At 74.8% G+C, this 23,419-nt stretch carries 21 protein-coding genes and 1 riboswitch; of the genes, 10 read left to right on the top strand and 11 right to left on the bottom strand.

Translation table 11 applies throughout. The features are described 5' to 3' along the window. Window positions 1-131: 131 nt before the first annotated feature. Complete coding sequence (locus IE332_RS09885; protein ID WP_189915111.1) at window positions 132-761, top strand: sulfite oxidase-like oxidoreductase; 630 nt, start codon at window positions 132-134, stop codon at window positions 759-761. 25 nt (window positions 762-786) lie between these two features. Here the strand turns inward: IE332_RS09885 and pknB are convergent, their stop codons facing one another. The 4 genes from pknB to thiO all read right to left on the bottom strand — a co-directional run bounded on the left by pknB (window position 787) and on the right by thiO (window position 4,921). Continuing rightward, on the bottom strand, window positions 787-2,559 hold the full coding sequence (gene pknB, locus IE332_RS09880; protein ID WP_189915109.1) for a Stk1 family PASTA domain-containing Ser/Thr kinase: 1,773 nt from the start codon (window positions 2,557-2,559) through the stop codon (window positions 787-789). Window positions 2,560-2,668: 109 nt separating this feature from the next. Continuing rightward, window positions 2,669-3,466, bottom strand: coding sequence for a thiazole synthase (locus IE332_RS09875; RefSeq protein WP_189915107.1), 798 nt, complete (start codon window positions 3,464-3,466; stop codon window positions 2,669-2,671). A 1-nt stretch (window position 3,467) separates the two neighbouring features. Continuing rightward, the gene (gene thiS, locus IE332_RS09870) at window positions 3,468-3,752 is read right to left on the bottom strand and encodes a sulfur carrier protein ThiS (protein WP_189915105.1); all 285 of its coding nucleotides are present in this window, start codon (window positions 3,750-3,752) and stop codon (window positions 3,468-3,470) included. Further along, window positions 3,749-4,921 (bottom strand): glycine oxidase ThiO, encoded by a 1,173-nt coding sequence (gene thiO, locus IE332_RS09865; protein WP_189915103.1) that lies wholly within the window; start codon window positions 4,919-4,921, stop codon window positions 3,749-3,751. Before thiO ends, thiS begins: the two co-directional genes overlap by 4 nt. Window positions 4,922-4,924: 3 nt before the next feature. Continuing rightward, window positions 4,925-5,037: riboswitch (TPP riboswitch) on the bottom strand. A gap of 138 nt (window positions 5,038-5,175) precedes the next feature. Between thiO and IE332_RS09860 the strand changes: the two genes are divergently transcribed. Genes IE332_RS09860 through thiE form a run of 3 tightly spaced genes read left to right on the top strand, consistent with a single transcriptional unit; the run spans window position 5,176 to window position 7,442 of the window. Beyond that, window positions 5,176-6,384 (top strand): NAD(P)/FAD-dependent oxidoreductase, encoded by a 1,209-nt coding sequence (locus IE332_RS09860; protein WP_189915101.1) that lies wholly within the window; start codon window positions 5,176-5,178, stop codon window positions 6,382-6,384. 42 nt (window positions 6,385-6,426) lie between these two features. After that, window positions 6,427-6,792 carry an Rv2175c family DNA-binding protein gene (locus IE332_RS09855; protein ID WP_189915099.1) on the top strand — a complete coding sequence of 122 codons (366 nt, stop codon included), beginning with the start codon at window positions 6,427-6,429 and terminating at the stop codon, window positions 6,790-6,792. Beyond that, window positions 6,792-7,442 carry a thiamine phosphate synthase gene (gene thiE, locus IE332_RS09850; protein ID WP_189915097.1) on the top strand — a complete coding sequence of 217 codons (651 nt, stop codon included), beginning with the start codon at window positions 6,792-6,794 and terminating at the stop codon, window positions 7,440-7,442. Before IE332_RS09855 ends, thiE begins: the two co-directional genes overlap by 1 nt. 73 nt (window positions 7,443-7,515) lie before the next feature. Here thiE and IE332_RS09845 read toward each other — a convergent pair whose 3' ends face one another. Next, window positions 7,516-8,646, bottom strand: a complete 1,131-nt coding sequence (locus IE332_RS09845) for a polyprenyl synthetase family protein (RefSeq protein ID WP_229928476.1) — start codon at window positions 8,644-8,646, stop codon at window positions 7,516-7,518. Window positions 8,647-8,911: 265 nt separating this feature from the next. On the opposite strand from IE332_RS09845, the gene metF reads away from it, so the two are divergent. Together metF and IE332_RS09835 are read left to right on the top strand one after the other, a co-directional pair. Next, entirely contained in the window at window positions 8,912-9,826 is a 915-nt protein-coding gene (metF, locus tag IE332_RS09840) for a methylenetetrahydrofolate reductase [NAD(P)H] (RefSeq protein WP_189915095.1), read from the top strand. Window positions 9,827-10,037: 211 nt separating this feature from the next. Then, the gene (locus IE332_RS09835) at window positions 10,038-10,901 is read left to right on the top strand and encodes a hypothetical protein (protein WP_189915093.1); all 864 of its coding nucleotides are present in this window, start codon (window positions 10,038-10,040) and stop codon (window positions 10,899-10,901) included. A gap of 178 nt (window positions 10,902-11,079) precedes the next feature. On the opposite strand, the gene IE332_RS09830 is transcribed toward IE332_RS09835, so the two are convergent. Continuing rightward, window positions 11,080-12,573: a phytoene desaturase family protein gene (locus IE332_RS09830; protein ID WP_189915091.1), complete on the bottom strand. Its 1,494-nt coding sequence runs from the start codon at window positions 12,571-12,573 to the stop codon at window positions 11,080-11,082. Between the two features lie 23 nt (window positions 12,574-12,596). After that, entirely contained in the window at window positions 12,597-13,217 is a 621-nt protein-coding gene (locus IE332_RS09825; RefSeq protein WP_189915089.1) for a DUF4126 domain-containing protein, read from the bottom strand. Window positions 13,218-13,817: 600 nt separating this feature from the next. Between IE332_RS09825 and IE332_RS09820 the strand changes: the two genes are divergently transcribed. The 3 genes from IE332_RS09820 to IE332_RS09810 all read left to right on the top strand — a co-directional run bounded on the left by IE332_RS09820 (window position 13,818) and on the right by IE332_RS09810 (window position 16,057). Beyond that, on the top strand, window positions 13,818-14,387 hold the full coding sequence (locus IE332_RS09820) for an SAV_6107 family HEPN domain-containing protein (protein WP_373313698.1): 570 nt from the start codon (window positions 13,818-13,820) through the stop codon (window positions 14,385-14,387). 66 nt (window positions 14,388-14,453) lie between these two features. Continuing rightward, window positions 14,454-15,206, top strand: coding sequence for a methyltransferase domain-containing protein (locus tag IE332_RS09815; protein WP_229928475.1), 753 nt, complete (start codon window positions 14,454-14,456; stop codon window positions 15,204-15,206). A 461-nt stretch (window positions 15,207-15,667) separates the two neighbouring features. Beyond that, complete coding sequence (locus tag IE332_RS09810; RefSeq protein ID WP_189915084.1) at window positions 15,668-16,057, top strand: SCO2097 family morphological protein; 390 nt, start codon at window positions 15,668-15,670, stop codon at window positions 16,055-16,057. 133 nt (window positions 16,058-16,190) lie between these two features. Here IE332_RS09810 and IE332_RS09805 read toward each other — a convergent pair whose 3' ends face one another. The 4 genes from IE332_RS09805 to IE332_RS09790 all read right to left on the bottom strand — a co-directional run bounded on the left by IE332_RS09805 (window position 16,191) and on the right by IE332_RS09790 (window position 21,808). Continuing rightward, the gene (locus tag IE332_RS09805) at window positions 16,191-18,629 is read right to left on the bottom strand and encodes a transglutaminase TgpA family protein (RefSeq protein WP_189915082.1); all 2,439 of its coding nucleotides are present in this window, start codon (window positions 18,627-18,629) and stop codon (window positions 16,191-16,193) included. Next, window positions 18,626-19,948, bottom strand: a complete 1,323-nt coding sequence (locus tag IE332_RS09800; protein WP_229928474.1) for a DUF58 domain-containing protein — start codon at window positions 19,946-19,948, stop codon at window positions 18,626-18,628. Before IE332_RS09800 ends, IE332_RS09805 begins: the two co-directional genes overlap by 4 nt. A 1-nt stretch (window position 19,949) precedes the next feature. Continuing rightward, window positions 19,950-20,996, bottom strand: coding sequence for an AAA family ATPase (locus tag IE332_RS09795; protein ID WP_189915080.1), 1,047 nt, complete (start codon window positions 20,994-20,996; stop codon window positions 19,950-19,952). A 269-nt stretch (window positions 20,997-21,265) separates the two neighbouring features. Continuing rightward, window positions 21,266-21,808: a beta-class carbonic anhydrase gene (locus tag IE332_RS09790; RefSeq protein WP_189915078.1), complete on the bottom strand. Its 543-nt coding sequence runs from the start codon at window positions 21,806-21,808 to the stop codon at window positions 21,266-21,268. Window positions 21,809-22,347: 539 nt separating this feature from the next. Here IE332_RS09790 and rsmH point away from each other — a divergent pair. Then, window positions 22,348-23,322 carry a 16S rRNA (cytosine(1402)-N(4))-methyltransferase RsmH gene (gene rsmH, locus IE332_RS09785; RefSeq protein WP_189915076.1) on the top strand — a complete coding sequence of 325 codons (975 nt, stop codon included), beginning with the start codon at window positions 22,348-22,350 and terminating at the stop codon, window positions 23,320-23,322. Window positions 23,323-23,419 lie beyond the last annotated feature (97 nt).

Below are 23,419 nucleotides of genomic sequence, written 5' to 3'. Positions count from 1 at the left end.
ATGTGTCGGAATATCCGATTTGGTGGGAAACCGCCCGTCGGAGGGCCGACCACTGGCCCGTACGGGCGGGGCGCGAATGCGTGCCAAGGGGCGCGCGTCGGCGCTCGTCCGCCGTCTGTCACCATGGATCCATGGGTCAGTCCAAATACGAACCGCTTCCGCCGTCTGACCCGAGGCTCCCCCCGGGCCAGCGCGTGCAGCGCGGCTGGCCCGCCCTGCACTACGGGCCGGTGCCCCGCTTCAAGCCGCCGAGCTGGGACCTCCAGGTGTTCGGCGCCACCGCCTCGGCGGAGAAGCACAGCTGGGACTTCGCGGGCTTCAACGCCCTCCCGCGCACCACCGTGGTCGCCGACCTGCACTGCGTCACCAAGTTCTCCGTGCTCGGCAACACCTGGACGGGCGTATCGGCCGCCGCCGTCCTCGACCTGGTGCCCCCGGCGCCCGGCGTCACCCACGTGATGGTCTGGGCCGAGTACGGCTACAGCGCCAACCTGCGGCTGGCCGACTTCGCCGACCCGCGCACCCTGCTGGCCACCCACCGCAACGGCGAGGCGCTCACCGCCGAGCACGGCTTCCCGGTGCGGCTGGTCGTCCCGCAGCTGTACGCCTGGAAGGGCCCCAAGTGGGTCCGCGCGGTGGAGTACATGCGGGCCGACCGGCGCGGCTTCTGGGAGGAGCGCGGCTACCACAACCTCGCCGACCCCTGGAGCGAGCAGCGCTACTCCTACCAGGAGGACCCGGGCGACGGCCCGCTGCGCTGAGCCCGGCGGGGGCCTCGGGAACGCCCTAGAAGAGCGAGAACCTGACCGTCACCGCGCTGCGCTGCGGCCGCCGCTCGCCGGCCGCCGGGGACTGGCCGTTCACCTTGACCGCGCCGAACACGTCCCAGCCGGTGGTCTGCATGGTGAAGCCCGCCGCCTGCAGCGCCTTCTGCGCCTCGTCCTTGGTCAGCCCGGTGACGTTCGGGACGGGGACCATGCCCTTGCTGACCACCAGCGAGACCGCCGCGTTCTCCTGCAGCTGCTGCCCGGCCGCCGGCGAGCTGCTGATCACCGAGCCCTCCGGGACGCTGTCGTCGTAGGTCTCGGTCACGCCGCCCCTGGTGAGCTGGGCGCCGGCCAGGGCCGCTGCGGCGTCGGCGGCGCTCTTGCCGGCCAGGTCCGGTACGGCGATCCGCTTGGGGCCCTTGGAGACGGTGAGGGTGACGGTGTCGCTCCGGCGGGTGCGCGCGCCCACCCCGGGGTCGGTGGAGATCACCTGCCCGGCCGGAACGGACTCGCTGAACGACTCCACGAACCTGCCGTGCAGGCCCTCCTTGTCCAGGATCCGCTGCGCCTCCGTCCGGTCCTTGCCGAGCACCCCGGGCACCGAGCCGTACAGCCCCTCGGAGAGCCCGTAGGTGGCGCCGCCGACCGCCAGCACCAGCGCGGTCAGCGCGGCGGCCCAGATCAGCGCCTTGCGGGGGACCCGGCGCAGCAGGCCGGGCCGGCGCTCGCGCGCCGGGGCGGGCTCGTCGTACGGGCGCGGCTCGGTGAGCAGCTGGTCCATCAGGTCCGCGGGCACGTCCAGCACGCTGGTGCGCTCCGGCGGCACCGCGTCGGCGGGCGGCTGCCGGATCACCGAGGTCGGCTCGCTGGTCGGGTAGCGCGGGCTGGGGCGGGTGGAGGCCGGCGGTTCGGCGTCCAGCTCGGCCGGGGTCAGGGTGCGGCGGACCCGCTGGAGGGCGGCGAGCAGCTCGACCGCGTCGTACGGCCGGCCCTCGGCGGCCCGGGCGCAGGCGGCGGCCACTATCGCGTCCAGTTCGGGGCCGACCGCGGGCGCGGTCAGGGAGGGCGCGGGGACGTCCTCGTGCAGGTGCTTGTACATGACCTGGACGGGGTTGTCGCCGGTGTGCGGGCGGCGGCCGGTGAGCATCTCGTACAGCAGGATGCCGGCCGCGTAGACGTCGACCCGCTGGTCGGTGGGGGCGTCCGGGAGGATCTGCTCGGGCGCCAGGTAGGAGACCGTGCCGAGGACCGTGCCGCCGGTGGCGGTGCTGGTCGAGGTGGGGGCGCCGTCGGCGGTGCCGAGCACCCGGACCAGGCCGAAGTCGGCGACCTTGACCAGGCCGCTCTCGGTGATCAGCACGTTCTCGGGCTTGACGTCGCGGTGCACCAGCCCGGCCCGGTGGGCGGCGCCGAGGGCGGCCAGCACCGGCTCCAGGACGTCCAGCGCGGCCCGGACGGAGAGCGCGCCGCGGTCGCGCAGCAGGTCGCGCAGGGTGGCGCCGGGCACGTACTCCATGGCGAGGAAAACGTTTCCGCCGTCCGCGCCCTGGTCGAAGACGTTGACCACATTGGGGTGGGTGAGCTTGGCGACGGCCTTGGCCTCGCGGATGAAGCGGGCGGTGAAGCCCTCGTCGCCGGCCAGCGCCGGGTGCATCACCTTGAGGGCGACCACCCGGTCCAGCCGGGTGTCGGTGCCCTTGTAGACGGTGGACATCCCGCCGGTGGCGATGCGCTGCTCGACCCGGTACCGGTTGTCGAGCAGGGCGCCGATCAGCGGGTCGTGCAATGCCATGTCCACCCGGGCGAGTCTAGTGCCGGGCCGGGCGGCCGGACCCGGAGGACACCGCCTCAGGGCCCGGCTGTGCCCGGGTTGTGACACGTCGGAGCGCGGTCGAAACGGGTCAGAACGCCGGTCGTTCGCGGGTGTCCAGGTCGGCCCGGCCGGCCATCGCGGAGGAGGCCTCGGCGTGGAAGCGGCGCGGGATGCGGCCGGCCCGGTGGGCCAGCCGGCCCGCCTCGGCGGCGTGCCGCATCGCCTCTGCCATCAGCACCGGGTCCTGGGCCCTGGTCACCGCGGAGGCCAGCATCACCGCGGCGCAGCCCAGTTCCATCGCGAGCGCGACGTCGGAGGCGGTGCCGGCGCCCGCGTCCAGGATCACCGGGACACCCGCGCTCTCCACGATCAGCTGGAAGTTGTGCGGGTTTCGGATGCCGAGACCGGAGCCGATCGGCGAGCCCAGCGGCATGATCGCGGCGCAGCCGACGTCCTCCAGCTTCCGGGCCAGCACCGGGTCGTCGTTGGTGTACGGCAGCACCGTGAAGCCGTCGTCGACCAGGGTCTCGGCGGCGTCCAGCAGCTCGATCGGGTCCGGCAGGAGGGTCCGTTCGTCGGCGATCACCTCCAGCTTCACCCAGTCGGTGCCGAGCGCCTCGCGGGCCAGCCGGGCGGTCAGCACGGCCTCGCCGGCGGTGAAGCAGCCGGCCGTGTTGGGCAGGACGTGGATGCCGTTGCGGGTCAGCACGTCCAGGACGGAGCCCTGGGTGGTGGCGTCGACCCGGCGCATCGCGACCGTGGTCAGCTCGGTTCCGGAGGCGAGCAGCGCGCGCTCCAGGACCTCCAGGCTCGGCGCGCCGCCGGTGCCCATGATCAGCCGGGAGGAGAAGGCAGTCCCGGCGATGGTGAGCAGGTCGTCGGCCATCTCAGCCTCCCTGGACGGCGGTGAGGATCTCGACCCGGTCGCCCGCGCTCAGCCGGGTCCCGGACCACGAACCACGGGGCACCACGGCCTCGTTGAGCGCGGCGGCGACACCGGTGTTGGCCCGGCTCACGGTGGCCACCACCTCGGCGAGTGTCGCCGTGGCGGCGACCGCGCGGGGGCGGCCGTTGACGGTCAGCGCTATCTCGGCGGGGGCGGTGTCGGCCGTTGCGGTGCCGTGCGGCGGGGTGTTGTGCGGTGCGGTGTCGTGCGGTGTGCTCTCGGTCATGCCAGGGCCTTCGTGGTGGAGCGGGCGGGGGAGAACCGGGTGGGGGTGAACGGCTGTGCCAGTTCGGGGAGTTCGCCGGTGGCGAGGTACTCGGCGACCAGATCGGCGGTCACCGGGGTGAGCAGGACGCCGTTGCGGTAGTGGCCGGTCGCGGCGACCAGCCCGGGCAGCGCCGTCGGGCCGAGCAGCGGTGCGTTGTCGGGGGAGCCGGGGCGCAGGCCCGCCGAGGTCTCCAGCAGCGGGAGTTCGGTCAGGCCGGGGACCAACTCATGGGCGTCACGCAGGAGTTCGTACACCCCGCCGGCGGTGACGGTGGTGTCGTAGCCCTGCTCCTCGGTGGTCGCGCCGATCACCAGCTCGCCGTTCTCCCGCGGCACCAGGTAGATGTGCTGACCGCGCACCACGGCACGGACGTTGCGGGAGAGGAACGGCCGGTAGGCGTCGGGCACCCGCAGGCGCAGGACCTGCCCCTTCACCGGTCGGATCGCGGGCAGCACGCCCCCGGGCAGCCCGGCCAGCCGGTGGCTGTGCGGGCCGGCGGCGAGCACGACCTGCCCGGCGGCCAGGGTCTCGTGGGTGCTCAGCCGGGCGCCGACCGCGCGGTCGCCCTCGACCAGCAGCTCCACCGCCTCGGCGCGGTGGACCAGGACCCCGGCGTTCTCGCAGGCCTGGAGCAGCGCGGTGAGCAGCCGGCGGCCGTCCACCTGGTGGTCGTCCGCGACGTGCAGGCCGCCGCGCACCCCGGGGGCGAGCATCGGCTCCAGCTTGCGGGCCTCCCGGCCGGTCAGCCAGGTCGATTCCAGGCCCAGCCGCCGGTGGAAGGCGTGCAGTTCGCGCAGTTCCTCGCGGTCGTCGGAGTCCAGCGCGACGGCGACCGTGCCGCACCGGCGGTATCCGGTGTCCTGGCCGCCGCTCGCCCCGGTGAGCTCGGCGGCGAAGTCCGCGTACCGCTCGTTGGAGGCCATGCCGAGGCGCAGCAGCGGCTCCTCGCCGTACTGGAGTTCGGTGACCGGGGCGAGCATCCCCGCTGCGACCCGGCCGGCGCCGCCGCCGGGGGACGGGTCGACCACGGCGGTCCGCAGCCCGCGCTGCGCCGCCCGCCAGGCGACGGCGAGGCCGATGACGCCTCCGCCGATCACCAGGACGTCGGCACGGGCGGTTGATGACAAGCGTGTCAAAGCCGCTCCTCTCCCTTCGCCGGTATGACCCGGATCAGGTTCGGACGGTCGCAGGCCGTGCCAGCCCGCCTCTCAGCCCGGTTCGCCGGGCTCCCGTGATGGTGCCCCCACCATAACGCCGGGGCGCGGTGCGGCCGAAGGCCGTACGAGGGGTGGACAGGGGGAGGTCGGCGGGGGCCCGGGTGTGAGCGAAGGCCCGTACGACGGGTGGACGGCTCCCGGGCGGCGCCGTGCCGCTGAGTACAGTGACGGGCGTGGCAGAGCTGAGCGGAACGGATCGGGTGGTCGTCGTCGGGGCCGGGCTGGCCGGGGCGCAGTGCGCCCTGAAGCTGCGGCAGGGCGGGTGGCGGGGGCGGATCACGCTGGTCGGCGAGGAGCCGCACGCGCCGTACGACCGGCCGCCGCTCTCCAAGGACGTGCTGCTCGGCAAGAGCGACAGCACCACGCTGGACATCGACTACGCGCTCCTGGGCATCGAGGTCCTCACCGGCCGCCGGGCCACCGGCCTCACCCCCGGCGTGCTGCACACCGACGGCGGCGACCTCCCGTACGACTCGCTGGTGATCGCCACCGGCGCCGTGCCCCGCGCCCTGCCCGGCGCCGAGCGGGCGCACCTGCTGCACACCCTGGACGACGCGCTGGCGCTGCGCGCGCTGCTGCGCCCCGGTCTGCGGCTGGTGCTGGTCGGCGCGGGCTGGATCGGCGCCGAGGTGTCCACCGCCGCGCGCCAGGCGGGCTGCGAGGTGACCGTGGTCGAGGCGGGCCCGGCGCCGCTGCCGGGCGCGCTTCCGACCGCGGTCGGCTCGGCGATGGCGGCCTGGTACGCGGAGGCGGGCGTGGACCTGCGCTGCGGGGTCGGGGTGGCCGCCGTCGAGCCGGGCGCGGTGCTGCTGGCGGACGGCTCGCACCTGCCCGCCGACGAGGTGGTGGTCGGCATCGGTGCCCGGCCCGCGACCGGGTGGCTGGCCGGCTCCGGCGTGGAGCTGGACGGGACCGGCGCCGTCGTGGTGGACGCGCGGCTGCGCACCGCCCTGCCCGGCGTCTTCGCGGCGGGCGACTGCGTCAGCTACCCCTCGGCCCGGGCCGGCGGCCGGCTGGCCGTCCAGCACTGGGACCACGCGCTGCAGTCCGGCGACGCGGTGGCCGCCGCCGTCCTCGGCGCGGACGCGCCGCCGTACGACCCGGTGCCGTACTTCTGGTCGGAGCAGTTCGGGCGGATGGTCCAGTACGCGGGCCGGCACGCCGAGGGCGACGAGCTCCTGTGGCGCGGCGGCCCGCGGGACGCCTCCTGGACGGTGCTCTGGCTGCGCGCCGGGGTGCCGAGCGCCCTGCTGACGGTGGACCGGCCGCGCGACCTCACCCAGGGGCGGAAGCTGGTCGAGCGGGGTGCGGCGCTGGATCCGGTCCTCGCCGCGGACCCGGCGGTGCCGCTGAAGTCGGCGGTCGCGGGGTAGCGGCTGGTGCGCGACGGGCCGCGGAGGTGGCAGTCTGGTGGCGTGAGCGAGATCGAAAGCAAGATTGAAGCCCTGGTCACCGACTGGATGTACCTCCCCGACATCTCGGAGCAGTGGGGGGTCCGGGTCACCGAGGTACGTGACCTGGTCAAGAACGGCGGCCTGATCGCCGTCCGGCGCGGCCCGAACAAGTCGCTGCAGGTCCCTGCGGCGTTCATCGACGGCCCGGGCCTGGTCAAGCACCTGTCCGGCACCCTGACCGTGCTGCGCGACTGCGGGTACAACGACGTGGAGATCCTGGAGTGGCTCTTCACCGAGGACCCGTCGCTGCCCGGCAGCCCGATCCAGGCACTGCGGGAGAACCGCGGTACCGAGGTGAAGCGCCGTGCCCAGGCGATGCTGATCTGATGGCGGCGGACACCCTGCGCGCCCGCCTGGCGGACGCGCGCCTCTACCTGTGCACCGACGCCAGGCGGGAGCAGGGCGACCTCGCCGAGTTCCTCGACGCGGCGCTGGCGGGCGGCGTGGACATCGTCCAGCTGCGTGACAAGGGCCTGGAGGCCAAGCAGGAGCTGGCGGCCCTGGAGGTCTTCGCCGACGCCTGCCGCCGGCACGGCAAGCTGCTGTCCGTCAACGACCGCGCCGACGTCGCCCACGCGGCCCGGCCGGACGTGCTGCACCTCGGCCAGGACGACCTGCCGGTCCCGGCCGCCCGGGCGATCCTGGGCGAGGACGTGCTGATCGGCCGGTCCTGCCACGCCGAGTCCGAGGTGGACGCGGCGGTCGCCGAGCCGGGCGTGGACTACTTCTGCACCGGCCCGGTGTGGCCGACCCCGACCAAGCCGGGCCGCCCGGCACCGGGCCTCGGCCTGGTCTCGTACGCGGCTAAGCAGGTCACCGACCGGCCGTGGTTCGCGATCGGCGGGATCGACCTCGGCAATGTGGACGAGGTGCTGGCCGCCGGTGCCCGCCGGATCGTCGTGGTCCGGGCCATCACCGCCGCGGAGGACCCGCGGGCGGCCGCCGCCGAGCTGTCCCGCCGGGTGCGGTCCAGCTGACTCCCCCGGGGCTGACTGCCCCCTCCGGGCCGCCTGAACTCCAGGCCGCCTGGCCCCGGGCCGCCGCCGTCCCTCAGTACTTGCGGACGGTGGCGGCCTCGGCCAGCGCCAGCAGCACCCCGCGGGCCCGCTCGTCGGCCAGCGGCGCCGCCGCCAGCGCGGCCAGCGACTGCCGCATCAGCTCCTCGATCCGGTGCTCCACCAGCTCTGGCGCGCCGCTGCGGGCGACCAGCCCGCGCAGTCCGGCGACCTCCTCGGGCGCCAGGTCCGGCGCGCCGAGCCGCTCGTCCAGGTGCCGGGCGTCGGCGGCGGGCAGGCCGCGCATCGCGTGCGCGACCAGCAGGGTGCGCTTGCCCTCGCGCAGGTCGTCCCCGGCGGGCTTGCCGGTGACGGCCGGGTCGCCGAAGACGCCGAGCAGGTCGTCGCGCAGCTGGAAGGCCTCGCCCAGCGGCAGCCCGAACGCCCCGAGGGCCTCGACCAGCTCGGGGCCGGCTCCGGCGAGCAGCGCGCCGACCTGCAGCGGTCGCTCGATCGTGTACTTCGCGGACTTGTAGTGCAGCACGGTCCGCGCCCGGTCCAGCGCGCCCTCGTCCGTCGAGTCGCCGGCCACCGGCTCCAGCACGTCCAGGTACTGGCCGAGCATGACCTCGGTGCGCATCAGGTCGAACACCGGCTTGGCGGCCAGGACGGCGGCCGGCTCCAGGCCCGAGCGCAGGAACAGCTCGTCGCACCAGATCAGCAGCAGGTCGCCGAGCAGGACGGCGGCCGAGGCGCCGTACTGCTCGCGGTCGCCGCGCCAGCCGCTGTCCCGGTGCAGGGCCTCGAAGCGACGGTGGACCGAGGGCAGGCCGCGGCGGGTGTCGCTGCGGTCCATCAGGTCGTCGTGCACCAGGGCGCTCGCCTGGAGCAGCTCCAGGGCGGCGGCCGCGTTGGCGATGCCGTCGCCCCCGGAGCCGTCGCCCCCGGAGCCGTCGGCCGGGCCGCCGGCGGCGCGCCAGCCCCAGTAGCAGAAGGCCGGGCGCAGCCGCTTGCCGCCGTCCAGCAGGAAGTCGCGCAGCGCGTCGGAGGCGGGGCCCAGCTGGGGCGAGATCCTTCCGAGCAGCGCGGACTGGCCGTCCATGAACGCGGCGAGCGCGGCGTTGACGCGTGTGCGGACGTCCTCCACGTCAATGGGGTTGGCCGGCCGGGTGCTGGACGAGATCACGATGGGGCTCCGCTGGTTCTCTGGGGTGTGGCAAGCGTAGCGGGGCGACTGGGAACGGGCGTGCGAGCGGCCCCGGGGGTGGCTCGCGGGGCCGGCGCGCCGGGGCGGCGCCAGGGAGTGGCGGACAGTTGCTGGGCGGTTGCCGCGGAGATGCCCGGGAGTTGCCCCGGAGTTGCCCCGGACCAACCGGAATGCCGTCCATCTTTTGTCTCAATCCGTGGAACCGGGATGTCCGGCCTCCTCCAAGGCCGGATAGCCTGCCGATATGGCACTCGGTATCGCATCCACGAGAACGGATCGCGCGCTGACGGTCCGCGATCTCCTGGCGGCCGGCAAGCGCTCCTTCTCCTTCGAGTTCATGCCGCCGCGCACCGAGGCCGGCGAGCAGAAGCTCTGGGACGCCATCCGCCGACTCGAACCGCTCGACCCCAACTTCGTCTGCATGACGTACGGCGCCGGCGGCTCCTCGCGTGAGCGCACGGTCAACATGGTCGGCCGGATCGCGACCGAGACCACGCTGACCCCGGTCGCCCACCTGACCGCCGTCGACCACTCGATCGCCGAGCTGCGCAACATCATCGGCCAGTACGCCGACCAGGGCGTGCGCAACGTCCTCGCGGTCCGGGGCGACCCGCCCGGCGACCCGATGGGCGAGTGGGTCAGCCACCCCGAGGGCGTCACCTACGCCTACGAGCTGGTGGAGCTGATCAAGGGCATCGGCGACTTCTGCGTCGGCGTCGCGGCCTCGCCGAACATGCACCCGCGGTCGACGGACTGGGACGAGGACATCCGGCACTTCGTCGCGAAGATCCGCTCCGGCGCCGACTACGCGATCACCCAGATGTTCTTCGAGGTCGACGACTACCTGCGGCTGCGCGACCGGGTGACCGCCGCCGGCTGCGAGACGCCGATCATCCCGGAGATCATGCCGGTCACCAACGCCAAGCAGCTGGAGCGCTTCCCGCAGCTCAGCGGTTCGCCCTTCCCCGCCGACCTGGAGGCCCGCCTGCGGGCGGCCATCGACGACCCGGCGGCGCTGCGGGCCGTCGGAATGGAGCACGCCACGGCGATGGCCGAACGCCTCCTCGCCGAGGGCGCGCCCGGTCTGCACTTCATCACGCTCAACCACTCGACGGCGACGCTGGAGATCTACCAGAACCTCGGGCTGCACCGGCGCTGACCGGCCCGGTCCCCTTCCGGGCCGGGTCGAAGCCCCGCCGACGGCGGCCGTTCACGGGCCCGTCACCGTACCGACGGTGGCGGGCTCGGTCGTGTGCGGCCGGGTCCGGGCGCCGTGGGAACGCGATGCGGTACCCCGGCCGTTGAACCGGTACAGTCGCCGCACACGCGCGGCTTGGACGCGCGGGCACGCGACTGGAGGTAGCGGGCGGATGGGCATCGGATACCTGCTGCTGTACGCCGCGTTGGCGGTGGTGGCGCTCTGGCTGCTGGCCGAGGTGCTGCTGCAGAACCGGGCGCCGCTGCACTGGCGGGTGCTGGCCCTGACCGGCTTCCTGGGCGTGGCCGCCGGGATGAGCCTCGAATCGGTCGTGGTGATCGGCCTCGGCGCGGCGCTGTTCGCGGTCGGCCAGGCCTTCGTCACGCTGTCGGTCAAGCGCGGCTACCGGAACGGCTGGTCCCTGCGGCAGGCCGACGGCAGCCTGCCCGGCCCGCTCGCCAAGGTGCCGCTGCTCGGCGCGCTCACCGGCGGCGGGGCCGCGGTGGCGGCCGTCGCGGTCGCCGAGGAGCGGGTCGGCGAGGTCAGCGCCGTCGAGGAGCCCCCGGCCTTCGAGCCCGCGCCGCTGCCGGTGCCGGACGAGGCGCCGGAGGTCGAGCAGACCGCCGCCTTCGAGATGCGGGAACTCGCCCAGGACGGCGTCTACGCCCCCGGGTACTACGAGCAGCAGCCGCAGCAGCAGGTCCAGGACCCGTACGCCGGCGCCTACCAGGGCGGCTACGACCAGCAGCAGTGGCAGACCCAGCAGCAGCCCGCGTACGCCTACGACCAGGCCTACGGCGCCTACCCCCAGCAGCAGGACCCGCAGCAGCAGGACCCCTACGGCGGCTACCAGCAGCAGGGGCACCAGGACCAGTACGCCGGCTACCAGCAGCAGCACCAGGCCTGGGACCCGAACGTCCAGCACCAGCAGCAGTGGCAGCCCCAGCCGGACCCGCAGACCCAGGGCATCCCGCAGCAGCCGACGTACGACCAGACCTACGGCTACCAGCAGCAGAACACCTGGCACCAGGGCTGACCCGGCCGGGTCCTTAGGCCCTCTCTTTCGGATCTTGCCGGGCGCACGACGCCGGGCATCCCGCCTGGACGCACCGGCGAATCATCCAAGTACGACCCAGTACGAGGACGATCCGCCGGCACGCCCAGCCGGGCGCCCAACGCCGCGCGCTGATCCGACAAGATCCGAAAGAGAGGGCCTAGGCCGGTCCCACCAGGGCGGCCGCGATGCAGGCCGACATGCCGACCCGGGCGAGGCCGCCGCCCGGGTGGGCGGTGCCGCCGATCAGGTAGAGGCCCGGGACGGGCGTCTCGTTGGCGGTCTTCAGCCATTCGCCGTCGGCGCCGGCGAGGACGGGCAGGGCCACCGAGCCGTCCGGGGCGCCGGTCTCCCGGCGGGTGTCCTCCGGGGTGCGCACCACCCGCCACAGCACCCGCTCGCGCAGGCCCAGACCGGCCGCGTCGACGTGGGCGAGCACCCGGTCGGCGTACCGGTCGGCGACGCCGGGGGCGCTCCAGTCGACCTCGCCGCGGGCCGGGACGGTCACGGTCAGCACCACGCTCTCGTGCGCCGCGTCGGGACGCAGCGCGGGGTCGTCCGGGCGCAGCACCTGCACGGTCGGGCGCTCGCAGAGCGGGCCGGCGCCGGTCAGCGCCCGCTCCTCGGCGGCCGGGTCCGCCGCGTGCACCACCGTGCGGTGCGCGGTGCCCTCCGGCCGGGGGTCGCGCAGGGCCAGCAGCAGGACGAACCGGCCGGGCGCCCCGGACGGCCGCCACCCGGCGGCCGGCTTCCCGGGCCAGTCGGCCAGTCCCCGGCCGAACAGCGCGCCGGCGTCCATCGCCGAGAGCACCAGGTCCGCCGGGATCCGGCCGCCCGCCGTCTCGACGCCGCGCGCCCGGCCGTCCTCGACCACGACCCGGGTGACGGGCGTGTCGAAGCGGAAGTCGACCTTGCGCAGCTCGCAGCGCCGGTACACCGCCTCCGCCAGGGCCCGCAGGCCGCCCCGGACGTACCAGACGCCGAAGGACTGCTCCATGTACGGCAGCACGGTGGCCCCGGCGGGGGCCCGGCCCGGGGCGAAGCCGTACCGGAGCGCGGACTCGAACAGCAGGGCGGTGAGCCCGGGGTGGCCGTCCAGCTGCCGCAGCGCCACGTCCCGCAGGGTCCACGGCGCGGCACGGCGCAGCCGGGCCAGGCCGGTGCGCGGGGGCACGGGGTACGGGTCGGTGCCCAGGAACGCCCGGTCGGCGGGGAGCGGCTCCTCCAGCAGCGGGCGGCGGGTGGCCTCCCAGACCGTCCGGCCGTGGTTCATCACCGCGCTCCAGCGGGCGCCCGAGCCGGCCCCGAAGGCGGCGTCCAGGGCCTGGCCGACGCCGCCGCGGGAGGCGTTGGGCAGGGTGACGGCGGTGCCGTCGGGGAAGAGGTGCCGGCTCTCCGGTTCGACCGGGGCCAGCTCGACCAGCTGCTCCAGCGGCTCCTTGCCGGTCTTCAGCGCGAGGTCGCGGTAGACCGCGGGCAGGGCGAGCAGCCCGGGCCCGGTGTCGAAGGCGAAGCCGTCCCGCTCGTGGCGGCCGACCATGCCCCCGTACGTACCGCTCGCCTCGCAGACCGTCACCCGGTGCCCGAGGGTCGCCAGCCGGGAGGCCGCCGCGAGCCCGCTCATTCCTGCGCCGATGATGACGATCCGTGCCATGGCACCCGATCCTAGGGTGTGGGTCAGACCCCCGGCTGACGGGCGTAGGCGGGCTCCGCGGCCCGGGCCGCCCTGCGCTCGCGGCGGCGGGCCCGGAAGGCGCGGATCTTGCTGATCGCCAGCCAGACCAGCAGCAGGCCGACGGCCAGCACCGTGGCGGCGACCGAGGCGGCCAGCCACGGGTGGAAGATCGCCAGGGTGACCAGGCCGGCCACCGACAGGTCCTCCGCCATGCTGACCACGATGTTGCTGGCCGGCTCGGGGGAGGTGTTGACGGCCATCCGCAGCGAGGCCTTCACCAGGTGGCTGACCAGTGCCGTGGTCCCGCCCATCGCGCCGGCCGCGACCTCGCTCAGCGAGCCGGGGTCGTTGCTCGCGATCAGCACGCCCACGGTGGCGCCGGCGATCGGCCGGATCACGGTGTGCACGACGTCCCAGACGCTGTCCACGTACGGGATCTTGTCGGCCACCGCCTCCACCGCGAACAGCACGGCGGCCACGATCAGCACGTCCGTGCGCTCCAGCGCGTGCGGCACCGACTCCGCGCCGGCGAACCGGCCCAGCAGCCCGAGCAGCAGCACCACCGCGTACGCGTTGATGCCGCTGGCCAGTCCGCTGGTGAAGATCAGCGGCAGGATCGTCATGCGGTCTCCCCCTCCTCGTGCAACCCGGCCGGGTTCCGCCCGGCCACGCCGTACCGTACCGGGAGCCGGGACGCCGCGGGGCCGTGCGCCGGTTCCGGCCCGGACGGCGCGGGAGGACTGAGTACGGATACTCAGATCCGCGGTTGAGTACATCAGCGGATGGCCTCCGACCTGCGGAGACGAGAGAGTAGTGGCACCGGGAGGGCAGCGCGTCGGGCGCCGCCCGCCCGGGTGGCGGATCCCGCCCGTCCCGTCGGCCGCGCAGGCCGGGGGAGACGACGGCGGAGATCCGCGACGGGGCTGGTCACGGTCCCCGCACCGCCGGCACGGGGCGGCGGAGCGGGCCGGGGGGAGACCGGCCACGGGGGAAGCTCGCACCGCCGCCCACGGGGGGAACGGCGGAGCGACGGCACACGGCGGCGGCGCGGTCCGGGGGAGGGCCCGCGCTCGCCGCCGCTTTGCTGTCCCGGGGCACGTGCGGAGCGGCCGGAGCCGACGGATCGTCACCGGAGCCGACGGATTGTCAGTGGTGACGTTCACGATGGAGGGGCACGGACCACCCGGTCCGCGCGCTGCCTCGGAACGGGGGAGACCATGACCATCAGCCACCCTGAGCCCGTCACCGCCCGCCTCCACTCCGCCGCCCTCCCGCACACCCCGGACCCGTCGGGCCCGCGCCCGGCCGGCCGGGACGTCCACCCGGTCCTGCGCCGGACCGCCGCGCCGCCGGCCGCCCTCGACCTGCTCTCCGACGCCCACCGCACCCTCGCCCGGGCCCGCGCCCTGGAGGACCCGCTGGAGCGCTACGCCACCGCCCACCTCGCCGCGCTGCGCACGGTGGCGGCGGTCCTGGCGGTGCGCGGCCGCCCGGAGAAGGACCCGCGGCGCCGCAAGGCCATCCGCAGCGCGTGGGAGGTGCTGCCCGAGGTGGCCCCGGAGCTCGCCGAGTGGGCGGTCTACTACGGCGCGGGCGCCCGCCGCCGGGCCGCCGCCGAGGCCGGGATCCGGGGCGCCGCGTCGGCCCGCGACGCCGACGACCTGATCCGCAACTCCGCCCTGTTCGTACGCCTGGTCGAGCGGCTGCTCGGCCTGCGGGCGGTCCCGCCCGCACCGCGGCTGCCGCTGGACGGCGACGAGCCGCCGGGCCGGGGCGGCGCTTCCCAGGCTTGAGGCGGCGCTTCCCAGGCTTAAGGTGGAGCCATCCTGATCGAACTGCACGTGCCAAGGAGTCCCACCGTGTACCCGACGCGTCCCCGCAGTGCCCTGCGTACCGCCGTGGTGTGGGAGGTGGTGCGGGCAGCCCTGGAGAAGCGGGCGGCCGAGCTGGACCAGCCGGTGCTCGACGTGGTCGACACCGGCGGCGGCACCGGCAACTTCGCCGTGCCGGTCGCCAAGCTCGGCCACCGGGTCACCGTGGTCGACCCGAGCCCGGACGCGCTGTTCGCCCTGGAGCGCCGGGCCGCCGAGGCCGGGGTGACCGACCGGGTGCGGGCCGTCCAGGGCGACACCCAGACGCTCCCCGAGCTGGTCGCCCCCGGCACCGTGGACGCGGTGCTCTGCCACGGCGTCCTGGAGGTCGTGGACGACCCGGCCGAGGCGCTCGGCAGCCTGGCCGGCACCCTGCGCGAGGGCGGCCTGGTCAGCCTGCTGGCCGCCAACCGCAACGGCGCCGTGCTGGCCCGCGCGCTGGCCGGCCACTTCAACGAGGCCCGGACAGTGCTCTCCGCCGCCGACGGCCGCTGGGGCGAGCAGGACCCGATGCCGCGCCGCTTCACCGGTGAGGAGCTGAGCCGGCTGGCCGGGGCGGCCGGCCTGCGGGTGGAGTCGGTGCACGGCGTCCGGATCTTCGCCGACCTGGTCCCCGGCGTGCTGGTGGACACCGAGCCGGGCGCGCTGGACGCGCTGCTGAAGCTGGAGGAGGCCGCCGCCGGGCAGCCCGCCTTCCACGCGGTGGCGACCCAGCTGCACCTGCTGGCCACCCTGGCCTGAGCCGGCGCTCCCCGGAGCCTCCGCGAAGCCTTCGCGAGACCTTCCGCCGCCGCACGGTTCGCACACCGTACGGCGGCGGTTGGCGTTCCGTACGCCCGCCGGTTGCCCGGCCCGGTCGGCCGGCCGGTTTCCGGTCGCCGCGGGCGAAGCTCCCCAGGTCCGGACCGATTCCACCGGATCGGGCACTTGTCCGGTGCGTGGCGCGTTGACACCGGTGCGGCCGTGCCCGGTCGAAGTGGCCCGTCCCACGCGGCGCAGACCACCCCGGAACGGGCTCACGGACCGTATGATCTGGGTAAAGCCGGAAAGCATGACAGCCGGACGCGTGGGGCATATGGACGACACGGGCCGGGTCCCCCGCACGGGCGTCCGACCGTGTGCCCCATGGCTGATTTGGACTTGCCTCCCCGACCGGGGTGGGCGGACCGGTCGCACCCGCGACCGACGAGTAGGAGGACTCCGTGCCGCTCTCGGAGCACGAGCAGCGACTGCTCGACCAGATGGAGCGAGCGCTGTATGCCGAAGATCCCAAATTCGCGTCGGCGCTTGAGGGAACCGGGCTGCGCACCTACACCCGTCGGCGGGTCTACCTCGCCGTCGCCGGCTTCGTGGTGGGGATCGGCCTGCTGATGGGCGGCATGGTCGTCCCGGATCAGATCTGGGTCAGCGTCGTGGGCTTCCTGGTGATGCTCGGCTGCGCGGTGTTCGCCGTGACCGGTTGGCGCCGCGGGCCCGCGAGCCAGGGTGCCGGTCCCCGCCAGGCCGCGGCCGCGCGCCGCAAGGCCGGGATGATGGACCGGGTCGAGCAGCGCTGGCAGCGCCGCCGGGACGAGCAGACCGGCGGCTTCTGAGCCGTCCGGCGGTACGGCGCGACAAGGACCGAAGACGCCGGGGGCGGGCAGTCGATCGACTGCCCGCCCCCGGCGTCTGCCGTGTCCGGCCCGGGAGCGAGTCCTGAGTCGCGGGACCCAGGACTCCCGGGACTCAGGACTCGCTGGTGTCCGACTCGCGGCCGGCCGGCTTGGGCCGCCGGGTGACGACCCGCCGGACCGGCGCGGAGACCGCCTCGACCGTCCGGCCCACCGCGGTGGAGACGGCCGCCCGGGCCGACCGCGCCGAGTCGGAGATCCGCCACCACAACTGCGCCGAGGACGGCGGCAGCAGCAGCGCCCTGGTCCGACCGGCCCGGCCGGCGCTCGCCCGCAGGCCGCGCCGGGCGGCGTGCACGTCGGCGGCCAGCGGTGCCGTGGTGACCTGGCCGGGCGGGGCGTACAGCACCCGCTCGGTGGCCAGCGCCAGCCGGCCGGCGGCGGCCGCCGAGTCCTGGTCCAGGGCCGCCTTCTCGGAGATCCGCCGTACGGCCGAGCGCGGGGTGCGTGACTCGTCCGGGGGAATTCCGAGGTCCCAGGCGGAGTCCACCAGCTCGTCCCAGGCGGCCAGCACCTGGGCGTCGGTCAGGTCGGCGGGGCCGGGCCCGCCGGGCCGGCGCCGTCCGCCGCCGAGCCGGCGACGGCGGACGGCCGTGCGCCAGAGCATCGGCAGGAGCAGCAGCGCGATCAGCACGACCACCCCCGTGAGGGTGCCGAGCACCTGCCCGGACAGCAGCCAGGACTCCTCGGCGGCGTGGGCGGCCGACTTGCCCTTGGACCCGCAGTCGCCCAGCTGGCGCTGCTTGGCGTCGCAGTCCGAGCCGGCGGACGGCGCCGGGGCGGCCGTGGTGGGCTGCGGGGCCGCGGTGGCGTGCTGGGTCGGCGCGGTGGTCGGGGCGGTGGACGACTCGGTGTAGCGGGTCGGGATGCCGCGGCTCGGGGTCGGCTCGAAGCGCATCCAGCCGTAGCCCGCGAAGTACAGCTCGGGCCAGGCGTGGTACATCCGGCCGGTCACCGAGTAGACGTTGCCGCCCTTGTTGTCGCCGGGGGTGAAGCCGACGGCGACCCGGGCCGGGATCTTCAGCACCCGGGCCATCGCCGCCATGGTGGAGGCGAAGTGCACGCAGAAGCCCCGGCGGTCGCGGAGGAAGACCTCGATGGCGTTGTTGCCGGTGCCCGGGGTGACCGCGGTGTCGTACTTGAAGTCCGGCCCGGTGAACCAGTTCACCAGGGCCATCGCCCGGTCGTAGTCGTTCTGCGCGTTGCCGGTGATCTCCCTGGCCCGCTCGCCGACCAGGGCCGGCAGATCGGACGGGACGGCGAGGTAGCGGTCCCGGACATCCTGCGGCGCGGACGGCGCGAGGCGCAGCTCGTTGGCGGTGGGCCGCAGGTCCAGGGCGCTGACGTGGTAGCGCAGACCGCGGATCGCCTTGTCGTTGGCCGGCAGGACGGTGCGGGTCACCGGGTCGAGCTTCCACTCGCCGCGGTTGGGGACCTGGACGGAGGCCGCCGGGTAGGGCATCGGCAGCCAGCTCTTCTCCAGCCCGTTGCTGACCTGGAAGTCGCCCTCGATCCTGGGGAGGTTGGCGCTGCGCAGGCCCTCGGGGTTGGGCAGCGACTCCGGCAGGTCGTTGACCGTGGTGCTGCCGAGCCGCCAGCTGGTGCCGTCGAACTGGTCCAGCGAGCCGGTGCGAAGGTAGACCTGGTCGGCCAGGTCGCTGTCCAGGGTGTAGCTGAGCAGCTCGGCGTCGGAGGGCTTGGTGATCGCGGCCTCCAGGCTGACCAGCGGGTCGAGGCTGGTCGCCAGGCTCCCGCCGGTGCCCTTGCCGGAACTCCCGCCGGAGCCGGAGTGCACCAGTCCGAGGTCCCAGTGCGGCAGGACGACCGGGAGCAGCAGCGCCACGGCCAGGGCCAGCACGCCGACCTGCCGGCCGCCCGGGCTGACCTGGCCGGAGCCCGTGGACCCGCGGTTGGTGCCGCGGAAGACCCGGCCCCAGCGGGAGACCCGGTCCTGGCCCTCGGCGAACAGCAGCAGCAGGTAGCCGGCCGCGGCGACCGCGAACCAGAACCAGCTGCCGTGCTCCCCGGCCAGGCCGTTGCCGACCGAGTAGAGCGCCAGCAGCGGCAGGCCGGCCAGCGCCGAGCGCCGGTAGGTCACCGCGACGGTGTCCACCACGACGGCGACCAGGCCGACCGCGGCCACCAGGATCAGCCGCAGGCCGGCGGTGGGCGGCGCCGGGATGGCGTACTGCTGGATGTCGTCCAGACCGGAGGCGAAGACGTGGTCCAGGACCCGCAGCGCGGCCGGCCCGGGCACCACGGTGCCGGCGAAGCCGATGATCATCAGCAGGAGCAGCGCCAGCAGCTGCCCGACCGGCACCGTCCAGCGGTACACCGGGGAGCGGCGCAGACCGGCGCCGACCGCGGCGAGGACGATGATCACCAGGACGGCGTGGGTCAGCCAGCTGCGGGTGGTCAGCAGCGGCATCATGCAGAGCGAGGCGAGGGCGGTGGCCAGCGCCGCGTAGACGGTCAGTTTGGCCCGGGTGGTCACGCGCCGGCCTCCTGTCGGTTGGGGGCGGTCGTTCCGACGCCTTCGACGGCCCGCCACAGGTCCGGCAGGGAGTCGCCGGCGCTGACCGGGATCACCGTCCAGCCGGCCTCGCGCAGCTGCCGGACCCTCGCCCGGAACGTGTCGCCGCCGGTGTTCGGGGCGAGCATCCGCAGGCCGGCCCAGGTGCCGGTGTCCAGGAGGAAGGCGATCGCGCCGCCGGTGCGGTTGCGCAGCCGGCCGAGCCGGGCGGTCTGGGTGTCGTCCAGCTCGCCCAGGACGGCGACCAGCAGGCCCTCGCCACCGGTGCGCAGCGGCTCCTCGGCGCGCGAGAGCGTGCCGCCGTCGGACAGGTCGGCGATCGCGAGGGCGTCCAGGATCAGCCCGGAGGTGTCGGGGGCGCTGCTGCGTCCGCCGGCGCCGGGCCCGGGCACCGCGAGACCGGTGTCGGTGAGCAGCTGGGTCTGGTAGCCGCGCTCCAGCAGGTGCGCGGTGACGGACGCGGCGCAGCTGACCGCCCACTCGAAGGAGGAGGCGGGGCCGCTGCCCCGGTGGCCGATCTCCCGGGTGTCCAGCAGGACGGTGGCCCGGGCCTTCTGCGGCTGCTCCTCGCGGCGGACCATCAGTTCGCCGTACTTGGCGGTGGAGCGCCAGTGCACCCGGCGCAGGTCGTCGCCGGGCCGGTACTCGCGCAGGATCACGTCGTCGTCGCCGGCCAGCGCCAGGGAGCGGCTGTGGCTCTCGCCCTGGCCGAGCCACTCGCCGGTGAGCCGTACCCACGGCAGGGCCTGGACCTGGGGGACGACGGTGAGGACGTCGGAGGCGGTGAAGGCGCGGGTCACCTCGCACATGCCGAACGGGTCGGACAGCCGCAGCTGCAGCGGCCCGAGCGGGTAGCGCCCGCGCAGGTCGGAGCGGACCCGGTAGGAGACCTCGCGGTTGCCGCGCGGCTCGACCCGGTCCAGCACGAAGCGCGGGCGCGGCCCGAGCACGTACGGGACCTTGTCCTCCAGGAGCAGCAGCCCGGTGGGCACCCGGGAGACGTTGTCGAGCCGCAGGTGGACCCGGGCCTCCTGGCCGGCGACCGCCCGGCGCGGGCTGAGCCGGCGGCCGCTGGCCACCCGGTAGCGGGTGTTGGCGACCACCGCCACGGCGACCAGCGGGAGCGCGGCGAGCAGCACGCCGACGCGCAGCAGGGCGTCCTGGTCGAGCAGGTAGGCGCACACCACCGCGGTGAGCCCGGCGGCCAGGAAGGACCGGCCCCGGGTGGTGAGGCCGCGGAACCCGGCCCGCAGCCCCGACGCGGAGTCGGACTCGGCCACCTCAGCCCCTCCGGACGGCCGGGCCGCCCTGCGGGCGCGGCAGCGGCAGCCGGGCGACCAGTTCGGCCACGATCTGCTCGGAGGTGCGGCGGCTGAGCTGGGTCTCGGCGGTCGGCATCAGACGGTGGGCGAGGACGGGCACGGCGAGGCGCTGGATGTCGTCCGGGGTGACGTAGTCGCGCCCGTCCAGCGCGGCGGCGGCGCGGGCGGCCCGGACCAGGTGCAGGGTGGCGCGCGGCGAGGCGCCCAGGCGCAGCTCGTGGCTGTTGCGGGTGGCGCCGACCAGGTCGACGGCGTAGCGGCGGACCGGGTCGGCGATGTGCACGGTGCGGACCAGGTCGATCAGCTTGAGGATGTCGGCGGCGTGCGCGACCGGCTGGAGGTCCTCCAGCGGGCTGGCGCCGGAGTGCACGTCCAGCATCGCGAGCTCGGCCTCGGGGCTGGGGTAGCCGATCGAGATCCGGGCCATGAAGCGGTCGCGCTGGGCCTCCGGGAGGGCGTAGGTGCCCTCCATCTCGACCGGGTTCTGGGTGGCCACGACCATGAACGGCGACGGCAGCTCGTAGCTGGTGCCGTCGATGGTGACCTGGCGCTCCTCCATGGACTCCAGCAGCGCGGACTGGGTCTTGGGCGAGGCGCGGTTGATCTCGTCGCCGACCACGATCTGGGCGAAGATCGCGCCCGGGCGGAACTCGAAGTCGTGCCGCTGCTGGTCGTAGATGTTGGTGCCGGTGACGTCCGAGGGCAGCAGGTCGGGCGTGAACTGGATGCGGCGCACGGTGCAGTCGACCGACCGGGCGAGCGCCTTGGCCAGCATGGTCTTGCCGACGCCGGGCACGTCCTCCAGCAGCAGGTGGCCCTCGGCGAGCAGGACGGTCAGGGCGATCCGGATGGCCTCCGGCTTGCCCTCGATCACGCTCTCGATGTTGCCGCGCACCCGGTCCACGACCGCGGCCAGCTCGGGGAGCCCGACCTGCTGGTACCCGTTCGTCCTCTGCTCGCCCCCCGCAGGACCGCCGAGACCGGCCTGATCGTTGTAGCTCGTCACCCGTTTACGCTCCCTGGCACCTGTGCCCGCCCCGTGCCGAGGCCGGACCCCACCCCATGCTTGACGCGGCCGTCCCGGGGTCGGTTCCGATGGTGGATCCGCCGTCGGGGAGGCGGCCTGCGGCCGGGCCGCCCCAGGTGGTTCGGGGTCCGACCGGCAGGCGCATTCTCCCCCGCGGGATGGCCAGAAGTCACCATTCGGCGGATCCCGAATGGAGGGGGAGCCGCCCGCCGGCCGGAAGCCGTGCGGCCCGGAGCGGTGCCAGTGTTCTAGTGGATCTCGCGCAGCAGGCCGGTGTGGACGTCGAAGACGAAGCCGCGGACGTCGTCGGTGTGCGGCAGGAAGGGGGAGGTGCGGACGCGCTGCATCGACTGGCGGACGTCGCCGTCCAGGTCGACGAAGGCCTCCACCGCCCACTGCGGGCGCTGGCCGACCTCCAGCTCCAGCTCGCGGCGGAAGTCCTCGGTGAGCCCGAGCAGGCCGCAGCCGGTGTGGTGGATGAGCGCGATCGAGCGGGTGCCGAGGGCGCGCTGGCTGATGGTCAGGGACCGGATGGTGTCGTCGGTGACGACGCCGCCGGCGTTGCGGATGACGTGCGCGTCGCCGAGTTCGAGGCCGAGGGCCGCGAACAGGTCGAGGCGGGCGTCCATGCAGGCCACCACGGCGATCTTCTGCACCGGGCGGGCGTCCATGCCGCCGTCCTGGAAGGTCACCGCGTAGTCGCGGTTGGCCGCGACGAAGCGGTCGATGATGGTGGGTCCGGCAGGGGCGGCAGCGGCGTTCGGCGTGGGCCGGTCGGGAGTCACTGTCATGTCGGCGACGTTAGTGCCGATCCGGTGTCCGCGGTGGGGCGGGGAGCTACAGAACCGGGGGCCGTGATCGAGTGCATCGCCACAACGGGAGGGTTTGTCCCGCCTGGTCCCGGAGTGGGTCGTACGCGGTCGCGGGGGAGGGGGCGCGCGGCCTCGTCCGAGGGCCCCCGGATCGGGCCGCCGCGGGGCCACCCCAACGGCCGCGACCTGCGGTGATCCGTACCGCCGCCCGGGTGGTGCGCCGGAGCGGACCATTGACTGGAAGGGCCCGGGCGATAGAGTTGCGGCGCAGTGCAGCACACCCGTCGGGGCCCGTCAACCGGGCCTTCCCGGCCGGTGCGGCCCGGTCGACGCGGTCCGTGGCCTCCACCCGCTCCGTGCCCACCTGGCGCACCTTCCCCGGCGCCGGGCGGTCACGATCTTCCCCCTGAGCGGGCGGGGACCACGGGCCGCTTCGTCGTGCCGGGGGGCGGTGGGCGAGAATGGTCGCAGCTCCCGGACGTCGGGCTGCTCCGCACCGAGGAAGGGCGCCGCCGCGCATGACCACCAACGAACCGGGCCCCAAGCACGTTCCGGTGATGCTGCAGCGGTGCATGGACGCACTGGCTCCGGCGATCTCGCGCCCCGGTGCCGTGGTGGTGGACGCCACCCTCGGCCTCGGCGGGCACAGCGAGGCGCTGCTCACCCAGTTCCCCGAGGTCCGGCTCGTCGCGGTGGACCGCGACCCGCAGGCGCTGAAGCTCTCCGGCGAGCGGCTGGCCCGCTTCGGCGACCGGGCGACCCTGGTGCACGCCGTCTACGACGAGATCCCCGAGGTGCTGGAGCGCCTGGACATCGACCGGGTGGACGGCGTCCTGTTCGACCTCGGCGTCTCCTCGATGCAGCTGGACGAGGCCGACCGCGGTTTCGCGTACGCGCAGGACGCGCCGCTGGACATGCGGATGGACCAGACCCGGGGGATCAGCGCGGCGGAGGTGCTGAACACCTACGGCCACGGCGACCTGGCCCGGATCCTCAAGGTCTACGGCGAGGAGCGGTTCGCCGGGAAGATCGCCTCGGCGATCCTCCGGGAGCGGGAGAAGGAACCGTTCACCAACAGCGCGCGTCTGGTCGAGTTGGTGCGCAACTCCATTCCGGCGGCGACCCGCCGCACCGGCGGGAACCCGGCCAAGCGGACGTTCCAGGCGCTGCGGATCGAGGTCAACGGCGAGCTGGAGGTCCTGGACCGGGCGATCCCCGGGGCGCTGGACGTCCTCGCGATCGGTGGCCGGATCGTGGTGATGTCCTACCAGTCGCTGGAGGACCGCCTGGTGAAGCAGTACCTCGCCGCCGGGGCGACCAACACGGCCCCGCCGGGGCTGCCGTTCATCCCGGAGGAGCACCAGCCCTGGCTCAAACTGATCACCCGCGGTGCCGAGCTGGCCACCGAGGAGGAGATCGAGGAGAACCGGCGCGCCGCGCCCGTACGGCTGCGGGTGGCGGAGAGGATCAGGGACCGAAGCAAGCGGGGCTGACGAACCGGCCCCGGCGGGGTCCGAAGGGCGGAGGAGAGCGGTGGGGCCGGTGGCCGGTGAGGTCCGGGTGGGGCGGGGAGGACTCCCCGGGCAGGGC

It is taken from the genome of Kitasatospora xanthocidica, assembly GCF_014656195.1.
Taxonomy (GTDB): Bacteria; Actinomycetota; Actinomycetes; order Streptomycetales; family Streptomycetaceae; genus Kitasatospora; species Kitasatospora xanthocidica.
The sequence above is the reverse complement of the archived record's forward strand: the minus strand, read 5'-3'. Positions and strand labels throughout refer to the sequence as shown.

Excerpts from the sequence above, each read along its gene's own strand:
- IE332_RS09885 (WP_189915111.1), top strand. The coding sequence starts at position 132 with ATGGGTCAGTCCAAATACGAACCGCTTCCGCCGTCTGACCCGAGGCTC.
- IE332_RS09825 (WP_189915089.1), bottom strand. The coding sequence starts at position 13,217 with ATGACGATCCTGCCGCTGATCTTCACCAGCGGACTGGCCAGCGGCATC.
- IE332_RS09875 (WP_189915107.1), bottom strand. The coding sequence starts at position 3,466 with ATGGCCGACGACCTGCTCACCATCGCCGGGACTGCCTTCTCCTCCCGG.
- rsmH (WP_189915076.1), top strand. The coding sequence starts at position 22,348 with ATGACCACCAACGAACCGGGCCCCAAGCACGTTCCGGTGATGCTGCAG.
- thiE (WP_189915097.1), top strand. The coding sequence starts at position 6,792 with ATGGCGGCGGACACCCTGCGCGCCCGCCTGGCGGACGCGCGCCTCTAC.
- pknB (WP_189915109.1), bottom strand. The coding sequence starts at position 2,559 with ATGGCATTGCACGACCCGCTGATCGGCGCCCTGCTCGACAACCGGTAC.
- metF (WP_189915095.1), top strand. The coding sequence starts at position 8,912 with ATGGCACTCGGTATCGCATCCACGAGAACGGATCGCGCGCTGACGGTC.
- IE332_RS09830 (WP_189915091.1), bottom strand. The coding sequence starts at position 12,573 with ATGGCACGGATCGTCATCATCGGCGCAGGAATGAGCGGGCTCGCGGCG.
- thiS (WP_189915105.1), bottom strand. The coding sequence starts at position 3,752 with ATGACCGAGAGCACACCGCACGACACCGCACCGCACAACACCCCGCCG.
- IE332_RS09790 (WP_189915078.1), bottom strand. The coding sequence starts at position 21,808 with ATGACAGTGACTCCCGACCGGCCCACGCCGAACGCCGCTGCCGCCCCT.
- IE332_RS09835 (WP_189915093.1), top strand. The coding sequence starts at position 10,038 with ATGGGCATCGGATACCTGCTGCTGTACGCCGCGTTGGCGGTGGTGGCG.